Below are 22,650 nucleotides of genomic sequence, written 5' to 3'. Positions count from 1 at the left end.
TCCCACCCCTGAGGGTACGACCATGTCACTAAGCGTCTTCGACCTGTTCAAGATTGGCATCGGCCCCTCCAGCTCCCACACCGTCGGCCCGATGCGCGCCGCTGCGCGCTTCGCCGAAGGGTTACGCCGCGACGGCCTGCTGGCCGCCACGGTCAGCGTCAAAGTCGAGCTGCATGGTTCCCTCGGCGCAACCGGGAAAGGCCACGGCAGTGACAAGGCTGTGTTGCTCGGCCTGGAAGGCGAACATCCCGACAGCGTCGATACCGAAACCATTCCTGCTCGCTTGCAAGCCATCCGCAGCAGCGGACAGCTGAAACTGCTGGGCGAGCACGCCATCGCGTTCATTGAAAAGCAGCACCTGGCGATGATTCGCAAACCGCTGCCCTACCATCCCAACGGCATGATTTTCCGCGCCTTCGACGCCGCCGGCTTGCAAATTCGCAGCCGTGAGTACTACTCCGTCGGTGGCGGCTTTGTGGTGGATGATGATGCAGCAGGGGCCGACCGCATCGTCGAGGACCGCACGGTGCTGCCGCTGCCGTTCAAGACCGCCAAGGAACTGCTCGGCCATTGCGCGGCACAGAACCTGTCGATCAGCCAGGTCATGCTGGCCAACGAAGCGGCCTGGCGCCCGGAAAGCGAAACCCGCAGCGGTCTGCTGCGGATCTGGCAAGTGATGCAAGACTGCGTGACTGCCGGTTGTCGCAATGAAGGCATTCTGCCCGGTGGGCTCAAGGTCAAGCGCAGGGCCGCAGCACTGTACCGCCAGTTGTGTCAGCACCCGGAAGCGAACCTGCGTGATGCGCTCTCGGTGCTCGACTGGGTCAACCTCTATGCGCTGGCGGTCAACGAGGAAAATGCCTTTGGCGGACGCGTCGTGACCGCTCCGACCAACGGTGCCGCTGGCATCGTTCCGGCTGTACTGCACTACTACATGCGCTTTATCCCGGGTGCCAACGAAGACGGCGTTGTGCGTTTTCTGCTCACCGCAGCGGCCATTGGCATTCTCTATAAGGAAAACGCCTCGATCTCCGGCGCTGAGGTCGGTTGCCAGGGCGAGGTTGGCGTGGCCTGCTCGATGGCGGCTGGTGCACTCTGCGAGGTCATGGGTGGCAGCGTACAGCAAGTCGAAAACGCCGCCGAAATCGGCATGGAACACAACCTGGGCCTGACCTGTGACCCCATTGGCGGGCTGGTACAGGTGCCCTGCATCGAACGCAACGCCATGGGTTCGGTCAAGGCAATCAATGCGGTACGCATGGCCCTGCGTGGCGACGGGCAGCATTTCGTCTCACTCGACAAGGTCATCCGTACCATGCGCCAGACCGGCGCCGACATGAAAAGCAAATACAAGGAGACCGCCCGCGGCGGTCTGGCCGTCAACATCATCGAATGCTGACACCTCCCCCTCTCAAGCCCCAAGGAGTCATCAATGTCCACCGAAACACTGCACACCACCCCACTGCATGCCCTGCACCTGGAACTGGGCGCACGCATGGTGCCTTTCGCCGGCTACGACATGCCCGTGCAGTACCCCCTGGGAGTGATGAAAGAACACCTGCACAGCCGTGAGCAGGCCGGGCTGTTCGATGTCTCGCACATGGGCCAGATCCGCCTGACCGGCAGTGAAGCGGCCAAGGCCCTGGAAAGCCTGGTACCGGTGGATATCATCGATTTGCCAGTCGGTATGCAGCGCTATGCCATGTTCACCAACGAACAAGGCGGCATCCTCGACGACCTGATGGTCGCCAACCTGGGCAACGACACCCTGTTCCTGGTGGTCAACGCCGCCTGCAAGGACCAGGACCTGGCGCATCTGCGCAAGCACATCGGCAGCCAGTGCGAAATCCAGCCCTTGTTTGAAGAGCGCGCGCTGCTGGCCCTGCAGGGCCCAGCGGCGGTCAAGGTACTGGCACGCCTGGCACCTGAGGTCGCGGGCATGACCTTCATGCAATTCACCCGCGTGCAGTTGCTGGGTGTGGATTGCTACGTCAGCCGATCCGGCTACACCGGTGAAGACGGCTTTGAAATTTCTGTGCCGGCCGCCAATGCCGATGCGCTGGCCCGTCGCCTGCTGGCTGAGCCGGAAGTGGCGCCAATCGGCCTGGGTGCACGCGACTCGCTGCGCCTGGAAGCTGGCCTGTGCCTGTATGGCCATGACATGAATGCGCAAACCACGCCTATCGAGGCGAGCCTGCTCTGGGCTATCTCCAAAGTACGCCGTGCCGATGGCGCACGAGCCGGCGGCTTCCCGGGTGCCGAGCGCATCTTCGCTCAACAGCACGACGGTGTTGCACGCAAGCGTGTCGGCCTGCTGCCTCAGGAACGCACCCCCGTACGTGAAGATGCCGAGATTGTCGATGAGGCCGGCAGCGTCATTGGCCGTGTCTGCAGTGGTGGATTCGGCCCGACCCTGAGCGCCCCTGTGGCCATGGGTTATCTGGATGCTGCACATGCCGCACTGGATACCCCGGTGTGGGCCATTGTCCGAGGCAAGCGCGTAGCCATGAAAGTCAGCAAGATGCCTTTTGTTGCCCAACGCTACTACCGCGGCTGAGAACGGCACAAAACACGCGACGAAACGCGCTCGGCATTTTCGTAACCGAACGCGTTTCGGAGCATTTGAACAGAGCCGAAAAACCGCTTGGAACACGCCAGAAAAAAATGCCTGAGCACCGGTCAAAAGGTCGAAATCCGGCGCTTTTCAGGGCTTGTTTTTGTCTTCAAAGTTAGCGTATTGTCTGTCCACTGTGTTTGCATGGGTCGCAATAGTTCGTGACCTGGGCAGTAGCTCTGAGGTTTGCTACAACCCGTTCGACGTCTCTTACTTTCCTGCAACCCAGCCCAGTACTCTTTCATTTGAAAGAAACTGTTACTAATTCTAAGTTTCATAGGAAATAAGCTATGTCGACTCGTCAGAGCGGTACCGTCAAGTGGTTTAACGACGAAAAAGGTTTTGGTTTCATCACTCCAGAAAGCGGTCCGGATCTGTTCGTACACTTCCGCGCTATTCAGGGCAATGGCTTCAAGAGCCTGAAAGAAGGCCAGAAAGTTACCTTCATCGCCGTGCAAGGCCAGAAAGGCATGCAGGCTGACGAAGTTATCGCGGAAAATTGATTTCCCGATAAAAAGCCCCTGCTGGGAACAGCAGGGGCTTTTTTGTGCCTGTAATTCCGTAGAATGGGTGTTTTTAGCAAGGAGGGCTTCCTGCATGCCCAAGCACCTGTTGAAGCCTCAAGGCGACTTCCCCGCCGTCGGCCTGGGGCGCCGCCTGGCGGCGATGTTCTATGATTTCCTGCTGTGTACTGCGCTACTGATGGTCACCACCCTGGTCTACAAGATGATCATGATGGCGTTCATTGGCGAGGCCAGGATGCGCGAACTGACCGACGCCGGAGCCCTGGACACGGACCCGCTGCTGTCGACCATTCTGGTGTTCATGCTCTTTGGATTCTTTGCCAAGTTCTGGACCCATGGCGGGCAGACCTTGGGGATGCAGGTCTGGGGGATTCGCGTGCAGAACGCCGACGGCAGTGCCATCGGCCTGTGGCAGGCGCTGTTGCGCTTTGTCGTCTCTATCGCCTCCTGGCTGTGCCTCGGCCTGGGCTTCTTCTGGGTGTTGATCGACAAACAAAAACGCAGCTGGCATGACATGTACTCAGACAGTCAACTGGTGCGCATCCCCAAGAAGGGCAAGGAAAAGACCTGAATACTGAAATGTAATCAGACACACATGAAAAAGCCGACCCCAGGGTCGGCTTTTTCATACGGGTTAAGACTCAACCGGCCCTGCGCAACAACCACACCCCTGTCAACGCACAGATACCCGCCGGGATCAGCACCGCCAACAATGGCGGGAAACCGAACACCTGGCTGGAGGGTCCCAGCAGGTCCTGGGCAATTCGGAAGGTGAAGCCCACCAGCACACCGGTGAACACACGCTGCCCCAAGGTCACGGAACGCAAGGGGCCAAAGATGAACGATACGGCCATAAGCACTAGCGCCGCCGTCACAACAGGCTGCATCACCTTGGTCCAGAACGCCAACCAGTAACGGGCATTGTTCAAACCTTGGTCAGACAGGTAATGAATGTAATCCCACAGCCCTGTGATCGAGAGCGAATCCGGTGCAACGACCACGGTATTCAACAGCGCCGGCGTAACCGACACATCCCAACGTTCCTCGGCACTTTTGAGCACTTCGGTGCTGTCGCCATGGAAATGCGTGGTGGTCACGCCACTGAGCAGCCAATGATCCGTCTGATACTGGGCCTTGCGCGCAAAACTGGAGGTCAGCATATGGCGCTCGCTGTCGAACCGGTAACGGGTCACGCCATAGAGCAGGCCATTGGGTTGCACACTGTTGATATGGACGAATTCATCGCCCTGGCGATGCCACATGCCTCGCTTGGAGGACTGCGCTTCCCCGCCGCCCTGCGCCAGAGAACGGTCGGCCTGGGCCTTGTTCTCCGTGACAGGGGCCAGGTACTCGCCAATCAACACGCCGATCAGCATCAGCACCAGCATCGGCTTCATGACCGCCCAGACGATACGACCGATGGACACCCCGGCCGCGCGCATGATGGTCAACTCACTGCTACTGGCCAAGCTGCCAAGGCCGATCAGGCAGCCGATCAGTGCCGCCATCGGCAACATGTCGTAGATGCGACGAGGCGCGGTCAACAGGATATAGCTGGCGGCATCCATCAGGGTGTAGGTGTTGCTGATGTCGCTCATTTCATCAATGTAGGCAAACAGCGAGGCCAGGCCAAGAATGATCCCCAGCACGGCAATAATTGCCAGGAACACGCTCTTGCCGATGTAACGATCGAGTTTAACCACGGGCCACCTCCGTACGGCGGGCAGCACGCTTGAGCTTCAGCGGTTCCCAGTACATCAACCCGATACCAATGAGCAGGAACAACCCATGCACCCACCACAGCCCCAGGGCGATCGGTACCTTGCCCTTTTCCAGAGCGCCACGCGCAGCGATCAACATTGTCAGATAAGCCATATACAAAAGAATCGCCGGGAGTAGCTTGAGGAAGCGTCCTTGACGCGGGTTGACGCGCGACAGCGGCACGGCCAGCAAGGTCACGACAAACACCAGCAACGGCAGCGAAATCCGCCATTGCAACTCGGAGCGCTCTCGCAAGGTCTTGGCACCCAGCAGCTTCGACGTCGGGATCGCCTCGCGATCCGTCACTTCCTCACTGACTTCCGGCTTGGGCAGCAGCACCCCGTAGGTGTCGTACTTGATGACCCGGTAATCAGCCTGCCCCGGATTACCGTCGTAGCGGTAGCCGTTTTCCAGAATCAGGTAACGGTTGCCATCGGCCTGCACCTCCTGGCGTCCCTTCTCGGCCACCAGCACTGAAGGACCGCGGTCCTTGCTCTTGTCCTGGGAGAAACGCCGCTCGGAAATGAACACGCCGCCGAGGTTCTCCCGGTTATCGGACAACTGCTCGCTGTAGGTGACACGCGAACCGTCACGCAAGGTCTGGAAACGCCCCGGTACCAGGGTATCGAACTCGGTCAAGGCGTCCTGCTCGTTGATGATCTGCGCTACCCGCGCCATGCCCTGAGGCGCAAGGGCCAGGCTCATCCAGGCCACGAGCAAGGCCACCAGCAAGGCGGGGGCCATGGTCATGGCCAGCAGACGCTGCTGACTCATCCCGGTGGCGGCGAGCACAGTCATCTCGCTTTCCAGGTAGAGCCGACCATAGGCGAGCAAGATCCCCAGAAACAGGCCCAGTGGCAGGATCAGTTGCAGGAACCCCGGCATGCGGAAGCCCATGATCATGAACAACACGCTCGGGTCGAGCAGCCCCTGTGCAGCCTGGGCAAGGTACTTGATGAAGCGCCCGCTCATGATGATGACCAGCAGCACGGCGCTGACGGCGCTCAAGGTCAGCATGACCTCGCGAGACAGATAACGGAAGACGATCAAACCAGACACTCCTGGGTTGTCAGGCTCAAACAGCCGAACAAGGGAAACGTAGCAGTCGCACCGGCTACACGCTGCAGACGTGAAAACCGGCAAAAAAGTTGGCGCATTATCCTGTGATTGACCGTGCCTGTCACTTGGCGTGCGCAAAGCCTCATGTCGGGGTTGTCAGGCTGGGCGCAGCAGGCTCAAACTGGCAGCTTTATCACTGGCGCGCCGATGCGTCGCCTGGCAGCTCCGAGCGCCTGCACAGACAGCGCGCGCAGATCGATCATTGGGGACCCTGACATGGAATTGGTTGTAAAAAGTGTAGCAGCAGCATCCTTGAAAACCGCCACCCTGGTTGTGCCTGTCGGAGAAGACCGCAAGCTCGGCGCCACCGCCAAAGGCATCGATGACGCGACCGATGGCGCCCTGAGCGCACTGCTCAAGCGCGGCGACCTGGCCGGCAAGGTCGGCCAGACCCTGCTGCTGCAAAGCCTGCCCGGCCTGAAGGCCGAACGCCTGCTGCTGGTTGGCACCGGCAAAGACGCCGAGCTGGGTGACCGTAGCTGGCGCAAAGTCGCTTCCAGCGTGCTGAACGTGCTAAAGGGCCTGGGCGGCAGCGATGCAGTGCTGGCACTGGACGACATTGCCGTCAGCGGTCGTGAGGCCCATTACGAAAAAACTCGCCTGCTGGCCGAAACCCTGCTCGACGGCGAATATGTCTTCGACCGCTTCAAGAGCAAGAAAGCCGAACCCCGCGCACTGAAGAAAATCACCCTGCTCACCGACAAGGCGAACCAGGCCGAGATCGAGCGCGCGGTCAAACATGCCAGCGCGATTGCCAGTGGCATGAGCTTCACCCGCGACCTTGGCAACCTGCCTCCAAACCTCTGCCATCCAAGCTTCCTGGCGGATGAGGCCAAGACACTGGGCAAGGCTCACAAGAACCTCAAGGTCGAAATCCACGACGAGAAGAAGCTCAAGGAACTGGGCATGGGCGCCTTCGTCGCCGTCGGCCAGGGCAGCGACCAGCCTCCGCGCCTGATCGTGCTGAACTACCAGGGCGGCAAGAAAAGCGAGAAGCCCTTCGTGCTGGTAGGCAAGGGCATTACCTTCGATACCGGTGGCATCAGCCTCAAGCCTGGCGCCGGCATGGATGAAATGAAGTACGACATGTGTGGGGCTGCCAGCGTCTTCGGCACCCTGCATGCCGTGCTTGAACTGCAACTGCCAATCAACCTGGTCTGCTTGCTGGCCTGTGCCGAGAACATGCCGAGCGGCGGTGCCACCCGTCCAGGCGACATCGTCACGACCATGAGCGGGCAAACCGTCGAGATCCTCAACACCGACGCCGAAGGCCGACTGGTGCTGTGCGATACCTTGACCTACGCCGAGCGTTTCAAACCGAAAGCAGTCATCGACATTGCCACCCTGACCGGTGCCTGCATCGTTGCCCTGGGCAGCCACACCTCAGGCCTGATGGGCAACAACGACGCCCTGGTCGGGCAACTGCTCGACGCAGGCAAGCGCGCTGACGACCGCGCCTGGCAGCTGCCACTGTTCGAGGAGTACCAAGAACAGCTCGACAGCCCATTTGCCGACATCGCCAACATCGGCGGGCCAAAAGCCGGCACGATCACTGCAGGCTGCTTCCTGTCGCGCTTTGCCAAGGCCTATGACTGGGCACACCTGGATATCGCCGGCACCGCCTGGGTCAGTGGTGGCAAGGACAAGGGCGCCACCGGCCGCCCGGTTCCGTTGCTGACCCAGTACCTGCTCGACCGCGCCAACGGCTGAGGCTACCCTGCCCGGCTGCGCCGAACACGCGCAGCCGGCGGGAACTGCACACCATGAGCCAAGTCGATTTCTACATCCTCCCAAGCCCTGCCCTTTCGGCGCGTCTGATGTTCGCCTGCAAATTGTGCGAGAAGGCCTGGCGCCTCGGCCACAGGGTCTACCTCAATTGCAGCGACAGCCCTCAGCGCGACGAACTGGATGAACTGCTCTGGCGTTTCAAGGGCGAGGCCTTCGTGCCGCACAGCCGTGGCGAAGACGACCCCGACGCCAGCGTTGTACTCGGCCTGGGCGACGATCCCGGTAGCCATCAGGACCTGCTGATCAACCTCGACCTGAAGGTACCAGGCTTCGCTGATCGTTTTACCCGCATCGCTGAAATCGTGGTGGAAGACCCCGCGATTCGTCAGGCGACACGGGAGAGTTTCCGTTTCTACCGCCAACAGGGCTATGCTCTGCAAGATCACCGCTTACAGCGACTCTGACGACGATGGACAAACCCACGCCCCACTCCAAGTCCGCGCACTTGCTGGATGACCTCGAGTCGATCCGCCAACTGCTCGGCGACGATACCCTGCAACCGCCATTGCTGACCGAAACCGTGGACCACCACGAGCAGATTCCACTGCTGCTTGAAGAGGCCATCGAACCGGTTGTACCCACGCTTGAAGCTGAGGCGCCGAGCACGCAGCCACCGGCACAGGCGACGCCAGATCCCCAGGCCAGGCGCCAGGACACCCTGCTGCACCTGGATGCGGAGTTGCGTGCTGCCGCCCAGTTGATCATGCAGGATGTGATCGACGACTTCGCACCGCATATCGAGACCGAAATCAAACGTCGGCTGGATGCGCGCCTGGAGCGTTTGCTGAACCAGTTGCCGGAGTAAATCAGCGGGCCGTTGGCCCGCATTGCTCTCTGATGGATGCACCGGTCGTGCCCGCAATGGGTTAAACAACGTTTTCTGCTTCCTGCCATCACCTCAGGCTACGCCCCCGCGCCCAATCCCCGTTATACTTCTCGGCTTTCCCGAATAAATGCCATAGGGTCCCGCCGCGCATGGATAAGACCTACCAGCCGCACGCTATTGAAACTTCCTGGTACCAGACCTGGGAGTCCGAGAATTACTTCGCCCCGCAAGGTGCGGGCGAGCCGTACACCATCATGATTCCGCCGCCGAATGTCACCGGCAGCCTGCACATGGGTCATGGCTTCAACAACGCGATCATGGACGCCCTGATCCGTTTCCGCCGCATGCAGGGCCGCGACACCCTGTGGCAGCCAGGCACCGACCATGCCGGTATCGCAACGCAGATGCTGGTGGAGCGTCAACTGGAGGCCAAAGGCCAGAGCCGCCACGACCTGGGCCGGGAAAAGTTCCTGGATAAGGTCTGGGAGTGGAAAGACCAGTCCGGCGGTAACATCAGCCGCCAGATCCGCCGCCTGGGTTCCTCCGTAGACTGGAGCCGCGAGCGCTTCACCATGGATGACGGCCTGTCCGAAGCGGTCAAGGAAGCCTTCGTACGCCTGCACGAAGATGGCCTGATCTATCGCGGCAAGCGTCTGGTCAACTGGGACACCAAGCTGCACACCGCAATTTCCGACCTTGAAGTGGAAAACCACGACGAGAAAGGCCACCTGTGGAACCTGCGTTACCCGCTGGCCGACGGCGCGAAGACGGCTGAAGGCAAGGATTACCTGGTCGTTGCCACTACCCGTCCGGAAACCATGCTGGGCGATGCCGCCGTAGCCGTGAACCCGAACGATGAGCGCTACCAGGCCCTGATCGGCAAGTTCGTCGAGCTGCCCCTGGTTGGCCGTCGCATCCCGATCATCGCTGATGACTACTGCGACCCTGAATTCGGCACCGGCTGTGTGAAGATCACCCCGGCCCACGACTTCAACGACTATGAAGTCGGCAAGCGTCACAACCTGCCACTGCTGAACATTTTCGACAAGAACGCCATGGTGCTGCCAGCAGCCCAGGTGTTCAACCTCGACGGCAGCGTCAACGAAACCATCGATGCCAGCCTGCCTGCCCGGTATGCCGGTCTCGACCGTTTCGTCGCGCGCAAGCAGATCGTCGCCGATTTTGAAGCCGCAGGGCTGCTGGTCAGCGTTGACGACCACGCACTGAAAGTACCGAAGGGCGACCGCTCCGGCACCGTTATCGAGCCATGGCTGACCGACCAGTGGTACGTGTCGACCAAACCATTGGCCGAACCGGCCATCGCTGCCGTCGAAGATGGCCGCATCCAGTTCGTACCGAAGCAGTACGAGAACATGTACTTCTCCTGGATGCGCGATATTCAGGATTGGTGCATCAGCCGCCAGCTGTGGTGGGGCCACCGGATTCCAGCCTGGTACGACGAAGCGGGCAAGGTCTATGTAGGGCGCAACGAAGAGGAAGTGCGCAGCAAGCACAACCTGGGCGCCGACGTTGTCCTGAACCAGGACAACGACGTACTCGACACCTGGTTCAGTTCAGGCCTGTGGACCTTCTCGACCCTCGGCTGGCCAGAGCAGACCGAGTTCCTGAAGAAGTTCCACTCCACCGACGTACTGGTCACCGGCTTCGACATCATTTTCTTCTGGGTTGCCCGGATGATCATGCTGACCATGCACCTGGTGAAGAATGAGGACGGCACCCCGCAGGTACCGTTCAAGACCGTTTACGTCCATGGCCTGGTGCGCGACGGCCAGGGCCAGAAGATGTCCAAGTCCAAGGGCAACGTCCTCGACCCACTGGACATCGTCGACGGCATCACCCTCGACGCCCTGCTGGAAAAACGCACCAGCGGCATGATGCAGCCGAAACTGGCCGAGAAGATTGCCAAGCAGACCCGTGCCGAGTTCCCGGAAGGCATTGCCAGCTACGGCACCGACGCCCTGCGCTTTACCTTCTGCTCGCTGGCGTCCACCGGCCGCGACATCAAGTTCGACATGGGGCGCGTCGAAGGCTATCGCAACTTCTGCAACAAGATCTGGAACGCCGCCCGTTACGTGCTGGACAAGGGTGAAGACTGCGGCCAGAACGGCGAAGCCTACGAACTGTCGCTGGCTGATCGCTGGATCATCTCGCAACTGCAGCGCACCGAGACCGAAGTGACGCGTCAGTTGGAGCAGTTCCGTTTCGACCTGGCCGCACAAGCGCTGTATGAGTTCATCTGGAACCAGTACTGCGACTGGTACCTGGAACTGTCCAAGCCTGTGCTGTGGGACGAGAACGCGCCAGTCGAGCGTGCGCGTGGCACCCGCCGCACCCTGGTACGGGTACTGGAAGTCGCACTGCGCCTTGCCCACCCGTTCATGCCCTTCATCACCGAAGAGATCTGGCAGCGCCTCGCGCCGCTGGCAGGCGCCCAAGGCAAGACGATCATGCTGCAACCTTGGCCTGTGGCCAACGACAGCCGTATCGATACTGCTGCCGAAGGCGACATCGAGTGGCTGAAGGAACTGATGCTAGGCGTGCGTAACATCCGTGGCGAAATGAACATCGGCCCGGGCAAACCACTGCAACTGTTCCTGAAGAACGCCAGCAGCGAAGACCAGCGCCGCCTGCAGGAAAACGAAGCGCTGCTCAAGAAGCTGGCGAAGATCGAATCCTTCACCGTACTGGGCGAGCAGGACGAGGCACCGCTCAGCGCTACCGCACTGGTAGGCGATCTGCAGGTTCTGGTACCGATGGCTGGCCTGATCGACAAGGATGCCGAACTGGCGCGCCTGAACAAGGAAATCCAGCGCCTGCAAGGCGAAGTCCAGCGCGTGGGCGGGAAGCTGTCCAACGCGGCGTTCGTTGACAAGGCACCGCCTGCCGTCATCGACAAGGAACGCGCCAAGCTGGCTGAAGCCGAGCAGGCCCTGGCCAACTTCACCGAGCAGCATGCACGGATTGCCAGCCTGTAACTGCAGTACGTCGCCGTAACGCCATCGCGGGCAAGCCCGCTTCTACAGGTTGAAAACCGACCTTGTGGAAGCGGGCTTGCCCGCGATGCGTTCCACAGGACACCCTCATGACCACACCCAACAAACCGACCCTGCACCCGCGCAATCGCCATCAGGGCCGCTATGACTTTCCCCAACTGATCAAAAGCAGCCCGGAACTGGGCCGTTTCCTGATCACGAACCCGTATGGCAAACCCAGCATTGATTTTGCCGACCCAGAGGCGGTAAGGGTATTCAACCGGGCCCTGCTCAAGGCCCAGTACGGTATCCAGCACTGGGACATCCCGACCGACTACCTGTGCCCGCCCATCCCCGGGCGCGCCGATTACCTGCATGCACTGGCCGACCTGCTGGCCGATGACAATGCAGGCGAAATTCCACGCGGGGCCAAAATCCAGGCATTGGATATCGGCGTAGGCGCCAACTGCATCTATCCGCTGCTCGGCCACAGCGATTACCGCTGGCGCTTCCTGGGCTCAGACATCGATGCCGTCGCGCTGGCCTCGGCCAAGGCCATTGTTCAAGCCAACGGGATGACTAAAGCCATTGCGCTTCGTCAGCAGAGCAACCGCAAACACATCCTGCTCGGCCTGCTCAAAGCGGAGGAGCGCTTCGACCTGACGCTGTGCAACCCCCCGTTCCATGCCTCCCGCGAAGAAGCCACCCGAGGCAGCCAGCGTAAATGGCGGGCACTGGGCAAAGCGGACCCAAAACGCAAACTGCCTGTGCTCAATTTTGGCGGGCAAAACAACGAATTGTGGTGCGAGGGCGGCGAGATTCGCTTCGTCAGCCAACTGGTGGCCGAAAGCGCGACGATTGGCCAACAGGTGCTGTGGTTCACCAGCCTGGTCTCCAAAGCGTCGAACCTGCCAGGTATTCAGGCAGCCCTGAACAAGGCTGGCGCCGTCGAGCAACGCGTCGTCGAGATGGGCCAGGGGCAGAAGCAGAGCCGCCTGGTGGCCTGGACCTTCAAGGACGCGGCCGCCCGACAGCAGTGGCGCCAGCAACGCTGGGCCGAACAGCAGGCATGAAAAAGCCGCGCCAGACAAACATCGGGCGCGGCTTCAGAACAGCTTACAACTTACTTGTTGACGGCGTCGGTCAGCACTTTGGCTGGAACGAACTTGACAACTTTTTTGGCAGCGATTTCGATGGCAGCGCCAGTCGAAGGGTTGCGGCCAGTACGGGCAGGACGCTCGGTGATTTTCAGTTTGCCAATACCTGGCAGAGTGATTTCGCTGCCATTTTCCAGTTGATCAGCAACGATCTGGCCCAGTTGCTCCAGAGCGTTACGCGCGGTGGTTTTAGGCGCGTCGATAGCTTCAGCGATATCGGCGATCAGTTGGTCTTTGGTCAATGCCATGGTGGTGTTCCTTCCCTATCAAATTCAGTTGGTTTGCAGAGTGCCGCGTCAGCCATCGGGCCAGGCCTGCAAATGCCCGGCGGCTCGGTGTTACAGCCACACCAATCGCGTATGTAGATACGCAAAATGACGTTTGGTTCGATGTGACGCAAGCGGTCTGCCAGCAATGCGCCACATAGGGGGGCGCAAGACGGGGCAAAGCTACCACAGAGGCGAATAAATATCCGCCTCATGCAGGGCAAATGTTCAGGTTTTTCGGGGGATTACGCCAGAAAACGCAAAAAATCGAACAAAAAATGAACAAATCCCGCCTCAAGATACATCCAGACACAGCGCAGCCTCAGGTCTGAGTTACACTGGGCGACTTTGCAATATGGCAGCGCCCTGCCCTTTTTCAGCCGAGAATCCCATGCCGATCCGTCATTGCATCGTCCACCTGATCGACAAAAAACCCGATGGCAGCCCCGCCGTGCTGCATGCCCGCGACTCCGAACTGAGCGAGTCGACCGCCATTGAAAACCTGCTGGCCGACCTCAACGACAGCTACAACGCCAAACAAGGCAAGGCGTGGGGGTTCTTCCATGCCGAGTCAGGGGCGCACCCATTCAGCGGCTGGCTCAAGGAGTACCTGGACAACGGTACGACCTTCACTGCCTTTAGCCGCGTCGCCGTCGAACACCTGCAAAAGCTGATGGAAGAGTCCAACCTCTCGGTGGGTGGCCATGTGCTGTTTGCGCACTACCAGCAAGGCATGACCGATTACCTGGCCATTGCCCTGTTGCATCACAGTGAAGGCGTGGCAGTTAACGCCGAACTGGACGTCACCCCGTCACGCCATCTCGACCTTGGTCAGCTTCACCTGGCCGCGCGCATCAACCTTTCCGAGTGGAAAAACAACCAGAACTCGAAACAGTACATTTCCTTCATCAAGGGCAAGAACGGCAAGAAAGTCTCGGAGTACTTCCGCGACTTCATCGGTTGCCAGGAAGGCGTTGACGGTCCGGGCGAAACCCGTACGCTGCTCAAGGCCTTCAGTGACTTCGTCGAAAGTGAAGACCTGCCCGAGGAAGCCGCCCGAGAGAAAACCCAGACCTTGGTCGATTACGCCACCAGCCAGACCAAAGCCGGTGAGCCAGTGACCCTGGAAGAGCTCTCCAGCCTGATCGATGAGGACCGTCCAAAGGCCTTCTACGACCACATCCGCAACAAGGACTATGGCCTGTCGCCGGAAATCCCTGCCGACAAGCGCACCTTGAACCAGTTCCGCCGTTTCACCGGTCGGGCCGAAGGCTTGTCGATCAGCTTTGAAGCGCACTTGCTTGGCTCGAAGATCGAATATGACGAGGAAGCCGGGACGCTCATCATCAAAGGCTTGCCGACCCAGTTGACCGATCAGCTCAAGCGTCGCAAGGACTGACCGCGAGATAGGAGGCGACCAACGCCTCCTTGGCACTCTTGCGCAGCTTTTTCACCAGCCGCTCCTGACGCAGGGCTTCGGCCTTGTCCGGCCAGGCCTCGACATACACCAGCGCGATGGCTGGGCTGGTACTGAAGTAGCGCGCACCACGACCGTTCTGATGCGCCACAAAACGCCGTTGCGGGTTATCACTGATACCGCAGTACAACGAGCCATTGGCGGCGCGTACCAGGTAGACGTACCAGGGTTTGCTGAGGGAATCGCTGGGGCTATCGGTCACGGCAGGTTCATACAAAGTTCATACAAAGGGCGGCAAGGCGTACAGCTTACCGCCTCAGCGGGCAGCCTGGAACGCCCGCAAGCCCTTCAATGCCTGTGCCCTTACCTTCCCCTGCATCCAGGGCGTCCAGCCTAGCAGCAAGCCTTTCACGCCCAATGCCTGACGTGCCCATTGCCACTGATCGAAACGGTCGTGGTGCTCACAGATCTTGCCGTCGCGGAACACGAAGCGTGCCTGTATTTCGTTGATCACCACTCGGCCGGTCTGGCTGAACAGATAAGTCGCCACCCAGTGGGCAGCACCGCTATGCTCATCGGCACGCACATTGTCGAAGGTGAGGGAGAAATCCTTGGCACGGGTGGTCAGCATGCGCCACATATCGCCAGCATCCTTACCCTGCAAGGCACCAAAGACCGGGTCACTGAAACGCACGTCGTCGCTGTAGCACGCCACCATGGCCTCGGCATCCAGTCGCTGGAAGGCCTGATAGAAACGGGTGATCAGGGCACTGTGGGCGTCGCTCATGGGCAAATCCATTACCGATATAGGACCTGGAACGATAGTCCATGCAAAGACCAAATAGCTACGGACATTTACAAGACCAATACTGTGTACCACCTGCACGCGATGATTGACCGCCAGGACGACTCAAACCCGCTCGCTGACCGCGTTCACATGCAAGGCACGCCCGGCCCTTAGCCCGAACAGCAGCGCACTGACACCGAGCACCGCGAATATCCACCCCACCGCATTCCAACCGCCGGTCAGATCATGCACCACCCCTACCGCGAACGGCCCGAGGGAAGCCAGGGTGTAGCCTACGCCTTGCGCCATGCTCGACAGGTTGGCTGCGACGTGTGAATCCCGAGAGCGCAGCACGATCAGGGTCAACGCCAGGGCGAACGCACCGCCCTGCCCTAGCCCCAATACCACAGCCCAGCCCCAGAGACCGCTCAGCGGCCCGTAAAGGCAACCGAACAAACCGGCCAGCGTCAGCAGCATGGCCAACGCAATGGCCAGGCGCTGATCCTTGCCTCGTGTGGCCAGCCAGGGCGCAGTCAACGAGCTGAACAATTGCACAATCACCGAGCCGGAAAGCACCAGGCCGGCCTCGGTCGGGCTCAGGCCTCGCCCGATCAGCACCGAGGGGAGCCAACCAAATACGATGTAGGCCAGCGACGACTGAAGCCCCATGTACAAGGTGACTTGCCAGGCCAGCGGGTCACGCCACAGGCCGCGCACCCGGTAGGCAACGCTATGGGCGGCGTGGCCCTGACGCGCCTGAGGTAACCAGAACAGTGCTGCAACGACGGCTGGCAGCAACCAGAATCCAAGCCCCATCGACCAACGGTCGTCGAAGTAACGGCTAAGCGGCACAGTGGCACCTGCGGCCAACGCGGCCCCGAGGCACAAGGCCATGGTATAGACACCGGTGAGTGTACCGGCATGCCTGGCGAAATCGCGCTTGACGATACCCGGCAGCAATACACCAATTACACCGATGCTGGCTCCGGCCACGACGCTGCCGGCAAAGACACCGAAACTACCCAGGCTGCTGCGCAGGAAAATGCCCGCCGCCAGACACAGAAGAATCCCCAGCACGACCCGTTCGCTGCCAAATCGCCGCGCCAGCAAAGGCGCCAGCGGCGCGAACAGGCCCAGGCACAAGACCGGCAAAGTGGTCAATAAACCCGCTTGGGACGCGCTCAGGCCAAGGCCCTCAGAAACCTGCCCCAGCACCGGCGCCAAGCTCGACAAGGCCGGACGCAGGTTCAGGGCCACCAGTACCAGCCCCAAAAGCAACAGCCAGGGGCGGTGTAGCACCACAGGCTGCTGTTGAACCTGCTCGTCATCAGCTTCAGCGTCAATCAGCAGCTCGTCGAGCTCTGCCCCGCGCCCGTCGCGCTCACCGGTACTCGCGTGTTCTGAATTCATGAATCAGGCTCCGACAAAAAATGAGGCAAGCTGGGCGGCCGCTCGAAGACGGCATAAATGCAATCGCCGGCCAGGCCAGCTCCGGAGCAATACGATTGCACAGGAGCAAGCCTGGCCGGCGATAGCGCCCAGCCGATATCAGTTCAACGCATCAAGCAACGCCTGGTTTTGCTCCGGGGTACCGATGGTGATCCTCAGGAACTGCGCGATACGCTCTTGCTTGAAGTGCCGCACAATCACGCCCTGCTCGCGCAGACGGGCAGCCAGCCCTGCCGCATCCTGCTCAGGATGACGGGCGAAGATGAAGTTCGCTGCCGATGGCAGCACCTCAAAGCCACGCGCAGTCAGCTCCGCCACCAACTGTTCGCGGCTGTCGATTACCTTGCGGCAGGTCTCGTCAAAGTAGGCTTTGTCCTGGAACGCCGCGGCAGCCCCGACAATGGCCATTCGGTCGAGCGGGTAGGAGTTGAAGCTGTTCTTGATCCGCTCCAGCGCCTCGATCAAGTCCGGATGACCGACCGCCAGGCCAACACGAAGCCCGGCCAGCGAACGCGACTTGGACAGGGTCTGGGTTACCAACAGGTTCGGATATCGGTCAACCAGGCTGATCGCCGTCTGCCCACCGAAGTCGATGTAGGCCTCGTCGACCACCACCACTGAATCCGGGCTGGCCTTGAGCAGTTGCTCAATGGCGTCCAGAGCCAGCAGGCAGCCGGTTGGCGCGTTGGGGTTCGGGAAGATGATCCCGGCATTCGCTCGCTGATAATCCTCGACGCGAATCTGGAACTGCTCGTCCAGCGCTACCGCCTCGTAAGGAATACCATAAAGGCCGCAGTAAACCGGGTAGAAGCTGTAGCTGATATCCGGGAACAACAGCGGCGCATCGTGTTGGAACAGGCCGTGGAAGATGTGCGCCAGCACTTCATCGGAACCGTTACCCAGGAACACCTGATTGCCCTGCACGCCGTAGTACTCGGCTACCGCCTGCTTGAGCAGGTCGCTGTTCGGGTCTGGGTACAGACGCAAGTTGTCATTCAACTCGGCGCGCATGGCTTCAAGGGCTTTTGGCGAGGGCCCATAGGGGTTCTCGTTGGTATTGAGCTTGACCAGCTTGGCCAGCTTTGGCTGCTCACCCGGCACGTAAGGCACCAGGTCCTTGACGAAGGGGCTCCAGAATTTACTCATGTTCAGTTCCCCTCGTTGTCGGCAATGATGCGGTATTCGGCGCTGCGTGCATGAGCGCTGAGCGATTCGCCACGAGCCAGGACCGACGCGGTCTTGCCCAGCTCGGAAGCGCCTTGTTCGGAGCAGAAGATGATCGAGGAACGCTTCTGGAAGTCGTAGACACCCAGCGGCGAAGAAAACCGTGCAGTGCCGGAGGTCGGCAATACGTGGTTCGGGCCGGCACAGTAGTCACCCAGCGCTTCGCTGGTGTGACGGCCCATGAAGATTGCCCCGGCGTGACGGATCTGCGGCAACCAGGCCTGCGGGTCGGCAACCGACAGTTCCAGGTGCTCAGGTGCAATACGGTTGGCCACCTCGATAGCCTGCTGCATGTCACGTACCTGAATCAGAGCACCACGGCCATTGATCGAGGTCTTGATGATTTCGGCACGGTCCATGGTTGGCAGCAGCTTGTCGATGCTCGCCGCAACGCGGTCAAGGAACGCCGCGTCCGGGCTGACCAGAATCGCCTGGGCATCCTCGTCGTGCTCGGCCTGGGAGAACAGGTCCATGGCAATCCAGTCCGGATCGGTCAGGCCATCACAGACCACGAGGATCTCCGAAGGACCGGCGATCATGTCGATGCCGACTTGACCGAACACATGACGCTTGGCAGTCGCAACGTAGATGTTGCCTGGTCCGACCACTTTGTCGACCTGGGGCACGCTTTCGGTGCCGTATGCCAGCGCCGCAACAGCCTGGGCGCCACCGATGGTGAACACGCGATCAACCCCGGCGATGCAGGCGGCAGCCAGTACCAGTTCGTTGACCTCGCCACGCGGGGTTGGCACAACCATCACCACCTCGGTAACGCCAGCAACCTTGGCCGGAATCGCGTTCATCAGCACTGATGACGGGTAGGACGCCTTGCCACCGGGCACATACAGCCCTGCACGGTCCAGTGGCGTGACCTTCTGACCCAGTACGGTGCCGTCGGCCTCGGTGTAGGTCCAGGAGTCCTGCTTCTGTTTCTCGTGGTAGCTGCGTACCCGTGCGGCGGCTTTCTCCAGCGCTTCACGCTGGGCCGGGGTGATTCGGCTCAGGGCCAGCTCCAGGCGCTCGCGACCGAGGATAAGCTCGCTCATCGAAGTGACTTCAACACCATCAAAGCGCTGGGTGAACTCCACCAGTGCTGCGTCACCGCGCTCGCGCACGGCCTTGATGATGTCGAGCACGCGCTGGTTGACCGCATCGTCGGACACACTTTCCCAGCTCAGCAGATGATCCAGATGTCGGGCGAAATCCGGGTCAGCGGCATTGAGTCGGGCAATAGCAGTGGACGTGGTCATAGCGAGGGCCTCAATAATTGGCGGATGCTCAGGCGCCCTTAACGTAGCAGCCGATCCGCGAGGGCACCTGAAAAAGTTGGCTATGACGCGGATAGACGGGCGCGACAGCAAAGGTCGCGCGCAGGAATCAACCGCGGTGTCGCGACTCCACGGCCTGACGCAAGGTGTCGATCAGGCTCTGGATACGCGCATGCTGCATCTTCATGGATGCTTTGTTGACCACCAGACGGGAGCTGATGGTGGCAATCAGTTCCTGGGGCTCCAGGCCGTTTGCCCGCAGGGTATTGCCGGTATCGACGACGTCGATGATCTTGTCGGCCAGGCCAATCAGGGGCGCCAGCTCCATCGAGCCATAGAGCTTGATGATGTCGACCTGACGGCCCTGCTCGGCGTAGTAGCGCTTGGCAACGTTGACAAACTTGGTTGCCACCCGCAGGCGACCCTTGGGTTCAGCAGCACCCACCGCACCGGCGGTCATCAGCTTGCACTTGGCAATCTGCAGATCCAGTGGCTCGTACAGGCCCTGACCACCGTACTCCATCAACACGTCCTTGCCGGCCACACCCAGATCGGCGGCGCCATGCTCGACATACGTCGGCACGTCGGTGGCCCGCACGATCAGCAGGCGTACATCTTCCTGGGTCGTCGGGATGATCAGTTTGCGGCTCTTGTCCGGATTCTCGGTCGGGACAATGCCCGCCTCTGCCAGCAACGGCAGGGTATCGTCAAGAATACGGCCCTTGGACAGCGCGATGGTCAACATGAAACGTCGGTCCTTATGCGGCTTGTGCCCGTCGAGCCGCACAGCAGGCTCGACAGCAGTCAATTCGGTCCAGCAATGTGTGGCGCGTCCCTGCGCCGCAGGCAGACTAGCCCGGTACGCGACGGATCTTCGCGCCCAGCATCTGCAGTTTTTCCTCGATGCACTCGTAACCACGGTCGATGTGGTAGATGCGGTCGATCAGTGTATCGCCTTCGGCAACCAGCGCCGACAGTACCAGGCTGGCAGAAGCCCGCAGGTCAGTCGCCATCACGGGGGCGCCCTTGAGGGTCTTGGTCCCGGTAACGATGGCAGTGTTGCCTTCGACCTGAATCAAGGCGCCCATGCGGTGCATCTCGTACACGTGCATGAAGCGGTTTTCAAAGATCGTCTCGATCACAGCGCCCGTGCCTTCGGCGATGGCGTTGAGGGAGATGAACTGCGCCTGCATGTCAGTCGGGAACGCCGGGTACGGGGCTGTACGCAGGTTGACGGCTTTAGGCCGCTTGCCGTGCATGTCCAGTTCGATCCAGTCTTCACCCGTGGTGATTTCGGCACCGGCTTCCTTGAGTTTCTCAAGCACGGCTTCAAGGATGGTCGGATCAGTGTCCTTGACCTTCACCCGACCACCGGTAATGGCCGCAGCCACCAGGTAGGTACCGGTTTCGATACGGTCAGGCATGACGCGATAGGTCGCCGAACCCAGGCGTTCTACACCATCGATGGTGATCGTGTCGGTGCCAGCGCCCTGTACCTTGCCACCCATGGCATTGATGAAGTTGGCCAGGTCGACCACTTCCGGCTCACGTGCGGCGTTCTGCAGCACGCTACGGCCTTTGGCCAGCGCCGCCGCCATCATGATGTTCTCGGTACCGGTCACACTGACAGTGTCGAAGAAGAAGTGCGCACCACGCAGGCCACCTTCAGGGGCCTTGGCCTTGATGTAACCGCCCTCGACTTCGATCTTCGCACCCATGGCTTCAAGGCCACGGATGTGCAGGTCGACAGGACGCGAACCAATGGCGCAACCGCCAGGCAGGGCCACCTCAGCCTCACCAAAGCGCGCGACCATCGGGCCGAGCACCAGGATCGAGGCGCGCATGGTCTTCACCAGCTCGTAAGGCGCGATCAGCGTCTTGATGCTGCGCGGGTCGATTTCCACCGAGAGCTTTTCGTCGATGACAGGCTCAATGCCCATCCGCCCGAACAGTTCGATCATGGTGGTGATGTCGTGCAGGTGCGGCAAGTTGCCAACCGTCACAGGGCCGTCAGCCAACAAGGTGGCGGCCAGAATCGGCAGGGCGGCGTTCTTCGCCCCGGAAATGCGGATCTCGCCATCAAGACGAGGACCGCCAGTAATAATCAGTTTATCCATTTGAGTCTCGCGCCAATTGGCTCAGGTGCGCTCAGCCCAGGCTGCGCTGCTGAAAAATTTCATGGTTACCGCATGGATGCTGCCATCGGTGATCCACGGGTTCAGGTGAGCATAGATCGCTTGCTGACGCTTGACCGGGCTCAGGGCCGCCAACTCGTCGCTGATCAGATTCAACTGGAAGTTGCAGCCTTCGCCTTCAACTTCGACCCGGGTTCCCGGCAACTTTTCTTCAAGGAAGCTCTTAACTTCTACGGCCTGCATGCTCAACCTCAATCGGCGCCCTGTGCGCGCGGGTCGGCCATCATACAAAAAAGCCCCCCGCCTGCGAACCCCGTAAACGAGGACTCTGACGGAGGGGCCGGTAGGCGGGGGCCGATTATCGGCCCGCCAACAGCTCGCCGAGGCCATAGACCTCGGCGATTTCACGCATGTCCTGGGGCATGGCGCGTACTTCGACCGTTTTCCCGGTTGCACTGGCATCACGCATGAAGGCCAGCAACAGGGAGAGGCCAACACTGCTCGACTTCTCCACTGCAGAGCAGTCGAGCACTAGCGTGGGCGCCTTCTCAGCGGCAATCAGCGTCTTACCTTCCTTGCGCAGGGTCGGGCCCGTGCGGTAATCCAGAACCCCCGAAAGGCTCAGGACACCGGCCTCACCCCACTTTACAGAGGCACTGCTCATTGCGTCTGTTTCTCGGTGGACTGCTCCGCCGTTTCCTTGGCCTTGGCAACTTCGCCAGCCCAGCCATCGATGGTCTTGTCCAGGTTATTACCGTTGCGCTGCATGGCGTCGGCAAACTGGTCACGGAACAACTTGCCGATATTGATGCCATTGACGATCACATTGCGCACTTTCCAGACGCCATCGATCTTCTCCAGCGTGTAGGAAACCGGATAGATCGCACCGTTGTTGCCAGTGACCTTCATGTCAACGCTGGTCCGGGTGCCGCTTTCATCCTTGGCCGGGCTGACAGTAATACCCTGGTTGTTGTACTCCAGCAGTGCGTTTCCATAGAACTGCATCAAGCTGCGCTTGAAGTTCTCCTGGAAGCGCGTCATCTGCTCAGGCGTAGCCTTGCGCGAATACTTCACGGTCATGATGCTGCGCGAGATGCCATCAGCGTCCACAACCGGTCCGAGGATACGATTGAGGGCGTCGTAGAACGCGCTCGGGTTGGACTTGTACTGCTCTTTGTTCGACTTCAGGTCGGACAGCAGCTCATTGGTCGTACCCTGAATAAGGTCATGAGCCGACGGTGCAACCGCTGCGCCCGCAAACATCGGCAGCGCTGCCAGCAACACCAGCAGACCGCGTCGCAGAATAGAGATCATAGAAACTC

23 protein-coding genes are annotated in these 22,650 nt (G+C 60.4%); 10 read left to right on the top strand and 13 right to left on the bottom strand.

The annotated features are described in order from the left end of the window. Positions 1-22: 22 nt before the first annotated feature. The 4 genes from IE038_RS15080 (at position 23) to IE038_RS15065 (ending at position 3,709) form a co-directional block, all read left to right on the top strand. Positions 23-1,399 (top strand): L-serine ammonia-lyase, encoded by a 1,377-nt coding sequence (locus IE038_RS15080; RefSeq protein ID WP_163938892.1) that lies wholly within the window; start codon positions 23-25, stop codon positions 1,397-1,399. Positions 1,400-1,432: 33 nt separating this feature from the next. Further along, positions 1,433-2,557: a glycine cleavage system aminomethyltransferase GcvT gene (gcvT, locus tag IE038_RS15075; protein ID WP_163938894.1), complete on the top strand. Its 1,125-nt coding sequence runs from the start codon at positions 1,433-1,435 to the stop codon at positions 2,555-2,557. 347 nt (positions 2,558-2,904) lie between these two features. Beyond that, on the top strand, positions 2,905-3,117 hold the full coding sequence (locus IE038_RS15070) for a cold-shock protein (protein WP_065760170.1): 213 nt from the start codon (positions 2,905-2,907) through the stop codon (positions 3,115-3,117). A gap of 94 nt (positions 3,118-3,211) precedes the next feature. Next, entirely contained in the window at positions 3,212-3,709 is a 498-nt protein-coding gene (locus IE038_RS15065) for an RDD family protein (RefSeq protein ID WP_189395861.1), read from the top strand. 70 nt (positions 3,710-3,779) lie between these two features. On the opposite strand, the gene lptG is transcribed toward IE038_RS15065, so the two are convergent. Together lptG and lptF are read right to left on the bottom strand one after the other, a co-directional pair. After that, on the bottom strand, positions 3,780-4,841 hold the full coding sequence (lptG, locus tag IE038_RS15060; RefSeq protein WP_163938896.1) for an LPS export ABC transporter permease LptG: 1,062 nt from the start codon (positions 4,839-4,841) through the stop codon (positions 3,780-3,782). Beyond that, positions 4,834-5,949: an LPS export ABC transporter permease LptF gene (lptF, locus tag IE038_RS15055; protein ID WP_189395860.1), complete on the bottom strand. Its 1,116-nt coding sequence runs from the start codon at positions 5,947-5,949 to the stop codon at positions 4,834-4,836. Before lptF ends, lptG begins: the two co-directional genes overlap by 8 nt. Before the next feature lie 285 nt (positions 5,950-6,234). Between lptF and IE038_RS15050 the strand changes: the two genes are divergently transcribed. The 5 genes from IE038_RS15050 (at position 6,235) to rlmF (ending at position 12,698) form a co-directional block, all read left to right on the top strand. Next, entirely contained in the window at positions 6,235-7,728 is a 1,494-nt protein-coding gene (locus IE038_RS15050) for a leucyl aminopeptidase (RefSeq protein ID WP_163938898.1), read from the top strand. A gap of 53 nt (positions 7,729-7,781) precedes the next feature. Continuing rightward, on the top strand, positions 7,782-8,210 hold the full coding sequence (locus IE038_RS15045; protein WP_163938900.1) for a DNA polymerase III subunit chi: 429 nt from the start codon (positions 7,782-7,784) through the stop codon (positions 8,208-8,210). A gap of 5 nt (positions 8,211-8,215) precedes the next feature. Next, on the top strand, positions 8,216-8,611 hold the full coding sequence (locus tag IE038_RS15040) for a DNA polymerase III subunit chi (RefSeq protein WP_163938902.1): 396 nt from the start codon (positions 8,216-8,218) through the stop codon (positions 8,609-8,611). A gap of 170 nt (positions 8,612-8,781) precedes the next feature. Then, complete coding sequence (locus IE038_RS15035) at positions 8,782-11,628, top strand: valine--tRNA ligase (RefSeq protein ID WP_189395859.1); 2,847 nt, start codon at positions 8,782-8,784, stop codon at positions 11,626-11,628. Between the two features lie 107 nt (positions 11,629-11,735). Beyond that, complete coding sequence (gene rlmF / locus IE038_RS15030) at positions 11,736-12,698, top strand: 23S rRNA (adenine(1618)-N(6))-methyltransferase RlmF (RefSeq protein ID WP_189395858.1); 963 nt, start codon at positions 11,736-11,738, stop codon at positions 12,696-12,698. A gap of 50 nt (positions 12,699-12,748) precedes the next feature. Here the strand turns inward: rlmF and IE038_RS15025 are convergent, their stop codons facing one another. Next, positions 12,749-13,030: an HU family DNA-binding protein gene (locus IE038_RS15025; protein ID WP_009398256.1), complete on the bottom strand. Its 282-nt coding sequence runs from the start codon at positions 13,028-13,030 to the stop codon at positions 12,749-12,751. A gap of 409 nt (positions 13,031-13,439) precedes the next feature. Here IE038_RS15025 and yejK point away from each other — a divergent pair, with 409 nt between their 5' ends. Then, positions 13,440-14,447: a nucleoid-associated protein YejK gene (gene yejK / locus IE038_RS15020; RefSeq protein ID WP_163938216.1), complete on the top strand. Its 1,008-nt coding sequence runs from the start codon at positions 13,440-13,442 to the stop codon at positions 14,445-14,447. Here yejK and IE038_RS15015 read toward each other — a convergent pair. The 10 genes from IE038_RS15015 to IE038_RS14970 all read right to left on the bottom strand — a co-directional run bounded on the left by IE038_RS15015 (position 14,428) and on the right by IE038_RS14970 (position 22,642). After that, positions 14,428-14,727, bottom strand: a complete 300-nt coding sequence (locus IE038_RS15015; protein WP_163938219.1) for a GIY-YIG nuclease family protein — start codon at positions 14,725-14,727, stop codon at positions 14,428-14,430. The genes yejK and IE038_RS15015 overlap by 20 nt on opposite strands. Positions 14,728-14,781: 54 nt before the next feature. After that, the gene (locus tag IE038_RS15010) at positions 14,782-15,252 is read right to left on the bottom strand and encodes a nuclear transport factor 2 family protein (protein ID WP_189395857.1); all 471 of its coding nucleotides are present in this window, start codon (positions 15,250-15,252) and stop codon (positions 14,782-14,784) included. A gap of 123 nt (positions 15,253-15,375) precedes the next feature. Then, positions 15,376-16,662 (bottom strand): CynX/NimT family MFS transporter, encoded by a 1,287-nt coding sequence (locus tag IE038_RS15005; RefSeq protein WP_163938223.1) that lies wholly within the window; start codon positions 16,660-16,662, stop codon positions 15,376-15,378. A 138-nt stretch (positions 16,663-16,800) separates the two neighbouring features. Continuing rightward, entirely contained in the window at positions 16,801-17,847 is a 1,047-nt protein-coding gene (gene hisC / locus IE038_RS15000; protein ID WP_189395856.1) for a histidinol-phosphate transaminase, read from the bottom strand. 2 nt (positions 17,848-17,849) lie between these two features. Further along, positions 17,850-19,175: a histidinol dehydrogenase gene (gene hisD, locus IE038_RS14995; protein ID WP_189395855.1), complete on the bottom strand. Its 1,326-nt coding sequence runs from the start codon at positions 19,173-19,175 to the stop codon at positions 17,850-17,852. Between the two features lie 127 nt (positions 19,176-19,302). After that, positions 19,303-19,938, bottom strand: a complete 636-nt coding sequence (gene hisG / locus IE038_RS14990) for an ATP phosphoribosyltransferase (protein WP_163938278.1) — start codon at positions 19,936-19,938, stop codon at positions 19,303-19,305. A gap of 106 nt (positions 19,939-20,044) precedes the next feature. After that, positions 20,045-21,310, bottom strand: coding sequence for a UDP-N-acetylglucosamine 1-carboxyvinyltransferase (murA, locus tag IE038_RS14985; RefSeq protein WP_163938275.1), 1,266 nt, complete (start codon positions 21,308-21,310; stop codon positions 20,045-20,047). 21 nt (positions 21,311-21,331) lie between these two features. Further along, entirely contained in the window at positions 21,332-21,571 is a 240-nt protein-coding gene (locus IE038_RS14980; protein ID WP_163938271.1) for a BolA family protein, read from the bottom strand. Between the two features lie 115 nt (positions 21,572-21,686). Then, the gene (locus IE038_RS14975; protein WP_163938268.1) at positions 21,687-21,992 is read right to left on the bottom strand and encodes an STAS domain-containing protein; all 306 of its coding nucleotides are present in this window, start codon (positions 21,990-21,992) and stop codon (positions 21,687-21,689) included. Beyond that, positions 21,989-22,642: an MlaC/ttg2D family ABC transporter substrate-binding protein gene (locus tag IE038_RS14970; RefSeq protein WP_163938265.1), complete on the bottom strand. Its 654-nt coding sequence runs from the start codon at positions 22,640-22,642 to the stop codon at positions 21,989-21,991. The genes IE038_RS14975 and IE038_RS14970 overlap by 4 nt, the downstream gene beginning before the upstream one ends. Positions 22,643-22,650 lie beyond the last annotated feature (8 nt).

Source organism: Pseudomonas laurentiana, assembly GCF_014648275.1.
Taxonomy (GTDB): Bacteria; Pseudomonadota; Gammaproteobacteria; order Pseudomonadales; family Pseudomonadaceae; genus Aquipseudomonas; species Aquipseudomonas laurentiana.
This window is presented reverse-complemented; position numbering and strand designations above follow the sequence as displayed.

Excerpts from the sequence above, each read along its gene's own strand:
- yejK (WP_163938216.1), top strand. The coding sequence starts at position 13,440 with ATGCCGATCCGTCATTGCATCGTCCACCTGATCGACAAAAAACCCGAT.
- IE038_RS15010 (WP_189395857.1), bottom strand. The coding sequence starts at position 15,252 with ATGAGCGACGCCCACAGTGCCCTGATCACCCGTTTCTATCAGGCCTTC.
- IE038_RS15035 (WP_189395859.1), top strand. The coding sequence starts at position 8,782 with ATGGATAAGACCTACCAGCCGCACGCTATTGAAACTTCCTGGTACCAG.
- IE038_RS14975 (WP_163938268.1), bottom strand. The coding sequence starts at position 21,992 with ATGAGCAGTGCCTCTGTAAAGTGGGGTGAGGCCGGTGTCCTGAGCCTT.
- IE038_RS15025 (WP_009398256.1), bottom strand. The coding sequence starts at position 13,030 with ATGGCATTGACCAAAGACCAACTGATCGCCGATATCGCTGAAGCTATC.
- IE038_RS15005 (WP_163938223.1), bottom strand. The coding sequence starts at position 16,662 with ATGAATTCAGAACACGCGAGTACCGGTGAGCGCGACGGGCGCGGGGCA.
- hisD (WP_189395855.1), bottom strand. The coding sequence starts at position 19,175 with ATGACCACGTCCACTGCTATTGCCCGACTCAATGCCGCTGACCCGGAT.
- IE038_RS15065 (WP_189395861.1), top strand. The coding sequence starts at position 3,212 with ATGCCCAAGCACCTGTTGAAGCCTCAAGGCGACTTCCCCGCCGTCGGC.
- gcvT (WP_163938894.1), top strand. The coding sequence starts at position 1,433 with ATGTCCACCGAAACACTGCACACCACCCCACTGCATGCCCTGCACCTG.
- murA (WP_163938275.1), bottom strand. The coding sequence starts at position 21,310 with ATGGATAAACTGATTATTACTGGCGGTCCTCGTCTTGATGGCGAGATC.
- IE038_RS15080 (WP_163938892.1), top strand. The coding sequence starts at position 23 with ATGTCACTAAGCGTCTTCGACCTGTTCAAGATTGGCATCGGCCCCTCC.
- hisC (WP_189395856.1), bottom strand. The coding sequence starts at position 17,847 with ATGAGTAAATTCTGGAGCCCCTTCGTCAAGGACCTGGTGCCTTACGTG.
- IE038_RS15040 (WP_163938902.1), top strand. The coding sequence starts at position 8,216 with ATGGACAAACCCACGCCCCACTCCAAGTCCGCGCACTTGCTGGATGAC.
- IE038_RS15070 (WP_065760170.1), top strand. The coding sequence starts at position 2,905 with ATGTCGACTCGTCAGAGCGGTACCGTCAAGTGGTTTAACGACGAAAAA.
- IE038_RS15050 (WP_163938898.1), top strand. The coding sequence starts at position 6,235 with ATGGAATTGGTTGTAAAAAGTGTAGCAGCAGCATCCTTGAAAACCGCC.
- rlmF (WP_189395858.1), top strand. The coding sequence starts at position 11,736 with ATGACCACACCCAACAAACCGACCCTGCACCCGCGCAATCGCCATCAG.
- IE038_RS14970 (WP_163938265.1), bottom strand. The coding sequence starts at position 22,642 with ATGATCTCTATTCTGCGACGCGGTCTGCTGGTGTTGCTGGCAGCGCTG.
- hisG (WP_163938278.1), bottom strand. The coding sequence starts at position 19,938 with ATGTTGACCATCGCGCTGTCCAAGGGCCGTATTCTTGACGATACCCTG.
- IE038_RS15045 (WP_163938900.1), top strand. The coding sequence starts at position 7,782 with ATGAGCCAAGTCGATTTCTACATCCTCCCAAGCCCTGCCCTTTCGGCG.
- IE038_RS14980 (WP_163938271.1), bottom strand. The coding sequence starts at position 21,571 with ATGCAGGCCGTAGAAGTTAAGAGCTTCCTTGAAGAAAAGTTGCCGGGA.